The sequence below is a fragment of the Dietzia sp. IN118 genome (assembly GCF_032905965.1).
In the GTDB taxonomy this organism is placed as follows: Bacteria; Actinomycetota; Actinomycetes; order Mycobacteriales; family Mycobacteriaceae; genus Dietzia; species Dietzia kunjamensis.
In genome coordinates this window covers 1-3,168 of sequence record NZ_JAUMSR010000013.1, presented here as the reverse complement: position 1 = coordinate 3,168, position 3,168 = coordinate 1, and the positions used below count along the sequence as shown (strand labels likewise).

At 69.8% G+C, this 3,168-nt stretch carries 3 protein-coding genes; 2 read left to right on the top strand and 1 reads right to left on the bottom strand.

Going from position 1 to position 3,168, the window contains the following annotated elements; translation table 11 throughout:
* Positions 1-246 precede the first annotated feature (246 nt).
* A complete protein-coding gene (locus tag Q2K20_RS17980; RefSeq protein ID WP_317177060.1) occupies positions 247-609 on the top strand; it encodes a hypothetical protein in 363 nt (120 codons plus the stop codon).
* 46 nt (positions 610-655) lie between these two features.
* On the opposite strand, the gene Q2K20_RS17975 is transcribed toward Q2K20_RS17980, so the two are convergent.
* Positions 656-2,131: an NYN domain-containing protein gene (locus Q2K20_RS17975; protein WP_317177059.1), complete on the bottom strand. Its 1,476-nt coding sequence runs from the start codon at positions 2,129-2,131 to the stop codon at positions 656-658.
* A 99-nt stretch (positions 2,132-2,230) separates the two neighbouring features.
* Between Q2K20_RS17975 and Q2K20_RS17970 the strand changes: the two genes are divergently transcribed.
* Positions 2,231-3,091, top strand: a complete 861-nt coding sequence (locus tag Q2K20_RS17970) for a mycofactocin-coupled SDR family oxidoreductase (protein WP_069390118.1) — start codon at positions 2,231-2,233, stop codon at positions 3,089-3,091.
* Positions 3,092-3,168 lie beyond the last annotated feature (77 nt).

The window sequence follows — 3,168 nt, the reverse complement described above, 5'->3', positions numbered from 1 at the left end:
AAACTTACCGCGTTGGCCTTGTACTCGGCAGTGAAGCTCCGACGAGTAGATCCCATAATCCGCTCCCTCTATCTTGGGGGAACTCACCGCTCATCTCCGGGTGTCCACCAGAGCGGGAACGGTCCAACCTGCCGCCACCCCGGCTGCTCCGTCCCCGCCGACGCCTGCGACATCGACCACGTCCGCCCCTTCAACCACACAGATCCCACCAGTGGCGGACTGACCCTCGAGAACAATCTCGCCGCCATGTGCCGCAACCACCACCGCTTCAAAACCTTCCACAACTGGCACTACCAACTCGCCCCCGACGGCACCCTGACCGTCACCACCGACACCGGGCACACCCTCACCACCCACCCCGACGGGCCCCTCGCCCGCTGGCGCCACCACACGACAGAGACCGACACCGGGGCTGCGACCGACACCAGGGCCGGGGCCGACGCCGACATCCCGCCCCCACGCCGACCCTGGCTCAACCCCCGACCACAAAGCACCCACTGGTACCGACGCGCCCTACGCCTGGCCGCCGAACGCAAAGCCAACGCCATGGCCCCACCACCAGACACCCCACCCGACCACCACCACGACCCCGACCCGCCACCCTTCTGACCGGCGCGCGGCGGGCGGCGGGCGGCGGGCGGCGGGCGGGAAGGCGTCAGCGGTGCTTGAGAAGGACTGCCCGGATCCCCTCGTGGAACCCGTCTCGCAGGCGAACCCGCTGGGCTTCCGTCAGGGTGAACTCGTTGAGCATCTGGCAGGCGAACTGCAACAACGGGCGGTCAATCCCCGGGGGAAGCACGCCGCCCGAGAGGAGATGCGCCTGGTCCCGCTGACTCTCTGTGGCAGCCCGCTCGTACCACCACGTCGCGTACTGCTGACCCACGTCGAAGGGGGTCTGCTCACCGGACGAGGTCCAGACCTCGTCCGGGAGCGGCACGAACTTCGACCGCAGCGGCCGACGATGGGGAGCCATCATCGAGGGGTTCGGCCGGGACGACCCGTTGGGCTCCGCGCCGGGGTCCGAGGGCTTCTGGACCGAGCCCGCGAACTGCGGTGCGGCCCGGGAGGACTGCGCCGGGGGCTGGGGGCCCGGGTGCGCCTCGGCGGCCTCGGGGGACGCCTCGGCCGGGCCGGGCCGCTCGGGCTCCCCCACCCTGTCCGGCTTCCCTGCCTTCTCTGCCTTCTCGGCCTTCTCGGTCCTGTCGCTCTGCTTGGCCAACTGCGCGGGCGACGGCCCCGTGGTCTGTGAACCCTCGGGCTTCGACGACGCGCCAGGCGTGGGGGCCTTGCCGGCCGTCGCCGATTCGACCGGTTCCTGCGCGGAATCCCCGGCCTCCGGCGCGGGCGGCTCGGACTCGGCTCTCGCTGCGCATTCCTGCTCGTCCGCCGCCAACTCCTCCGCATCGGCCGCACGCTCCTCCTCGGCGGCCGTCAGGCGGGTCTCGTCGGCCACCGAGGTGGCCGAGGCGCGATCCGAGCGCAGGACGACGTCGGCCATCCCCACCGACTCCTCGGTCTCGTGGGCGTCCTCCCCCGGATGCACCGGAGGCGCCGTCGGGGTCCTGACCTTCGGGGGGATGGGGCCCTCGAGGACCCTGATCTGCATGGCGTCGTGAAAGTCGGTGCGGGGATCGAGCACGGTCGTGGTGTCGCAGGCGTGTCGCAGCGCAGAAGAGATCGAATCCCAGCCGAAACCCACGAGGTGCATCCGGACGCCGGCGTCGACCGCGACCCGCACGCCGGGGATCATGTCGGCGTCCCCGGTGACCAGGACCATGTCCGAACACTGGCCCTTGTAGGCGGCCTGGATCATGTCGGCGACGAGGAGGGTGTCGACCGCCTTCTGGGTTCGTCTCTCACCCCACTCGATCAACTGGCCGGCGCGCAGCTGAACGCCCTCGATCACACGAAGAGTGCGCTGATACCGGTGCGGGCCGGAGTCCGGGATGCCGTCATACCAGTTCTGGCGCTGGACCGGCTGGTCCACCAGACCGTGGGCTACGTGGTCTAAACGGTGCACGACCGTGGCCAGTGATATCTCCAGCTGGCCGCGCGCGCCCTCCTCCCACGAGTTGTAAAAACTAGCCAGTAGATACGAGGTATCCACGAGGACCAGGGTCCGTTCAAGCATGATGATCACTACCTGTTCTGATTGTCTACGTTGACTTCCAGCATGCCGCAGGGCGGGCGGCCCCGCAGGGTCCGCCGCCGAACCACGTCAGGAGCCCCGATGTCGCAAGCCGTCCCCACCCAGGCCGATCTGAGCGGAAGGGTCGTGCTGGTCACCGGCGCCGCACGCGGCCAGGGGCGCGCACATTGTGAGGCGTTCGCCGCCGCCGGATGTGACGTGATCGCTCTCGACCTGTGCCGGGACATCGAGACGGTCCCCTACCCGATGGCCAATCCGGAGGACCTCGAGGCCACCGCCGAGTCCGTTCGCGCGCTCGGCAGGCGCTGCATCACCGGGGAGGTCGACGTTCGGGACCTTCCCGGCATGCGTGCAGCCGTCGACGCCGCGGTGGCCGAGCTGGGCGGCCTGGACTTCGTCGTGGCCAATGCCGGGGTCTCGCCCCAGCCCGCCGCGTCCTGGGAGCGGAGCGAGGAGGAGTGGGACACGACGCTCGACATCAATCTCAAGGGCACGTGGGTGACGACGACGGTGGCGATCCCCCACATCCTGACGACCGGGCGCGGCGGCTCAGTGGTCTTGATCAGCTCGATGGTGGGACTGCGGGGCGGCTCCTTCACCGCCAGTTACGGGACGTCCAAGTGGGCCGTGCGCGGACTCGCCAAGGCCCTCGCCGGTGAGCTCGGGTTCTCAGGCGTCCGGTGCAACTCGATCCACCCCGGCAACGTCCGTACGCCGATGATCGAGAACCCCTCGATGATCGCCATGATGTCGGGCGGGCAGGGCACCACGCTCGAGGACACCGCGGAGACCTTCAGTGGCATGAACCAGATGCCGCAGCCGTGGGTCGAGCCGTCGGCGATCGCGTCCATGGCCGTCTACCTGTGCAGCGACGCGGGCGCGGGTATCACCGGCGCCTCCATCCCGATCGACCTGGGTGGCAGCGAGAAGTTCGGCCTCTGAGCCGGCGGCACGGCCGCTGCCACCACCGCCACCCACCCGGCCGACCGGATGAAACGCGGCAGCCCGCCCCTCGAGCG

Coding starts and splice junctions, on each gene's coding strand:
- Q2K20_RS17980 (WP_317177060.1), top strand. CDS start 247: ATGTGCCGCAACCACCACCGCTTCAAAACCTTCCACAACTGGCACTAC.
- Q2K20_RS17975 (WP_317177059.1), bottom strand. CDS start 2,131: ATGCTTGAACGGACCCTGGTCCTCGTGGATACCTCGTATCTACTGGCT.
- Q2K20_RS17970 (WP_069390118.1), top strand. CDS start 2,231: ATGTCGCAAGCCGTCCCCACCCAGGCCGATCTGAGCGGAAGGGTCGTG.